This is a genomic window from Paenibacillus sp. 203, assembly GCF_037027525.1.
Lineage (GTDB): Bacteria > Bacillota > Bacilli > Paenibacillales > Paenibacillaceae > Paenibacillus > Paenibacillus polymyxa_B.
Map to the genome: position 1 here is coordinate 1 of NZ_JAXCHD010000107.1, position 230 is coordinate 230.

The following is a 230-nucleotide window of genomic DNA, read 5'->3' on the forward strand; positions in this document are numbered from 1 at the left end:
CAGGTCGAAATTCCTGTACCACCGTAATCCGTTATGAGCGATGGGGTGACGCAGTAGGGTAGTGACGCGGACTGATGGATGTCCGTCTAAGCAGTGAGGCTGATGTGTAGGCAAATCCGCACATCGTTAAGGCTGGGCTGTGATGGGGAGCGAAAATTGTAGTAGCGAAGGTCATGATCTCAGACTGCCAAGAAAAGCCTCTAGCCAGGAGAAGGTGCCCGTACCGCAAA

At 53.0% G+C, this 230-nt stretch carries 1 rRNA gene; it reads left to right on the forward strand.

Features of this window, described 5'->3' with window-relative positions:
• Positions 1 to 230, forward strand: a 23S ribosomal RNA gene (locus tag WA407_RS26615); the annotation flags it as partial.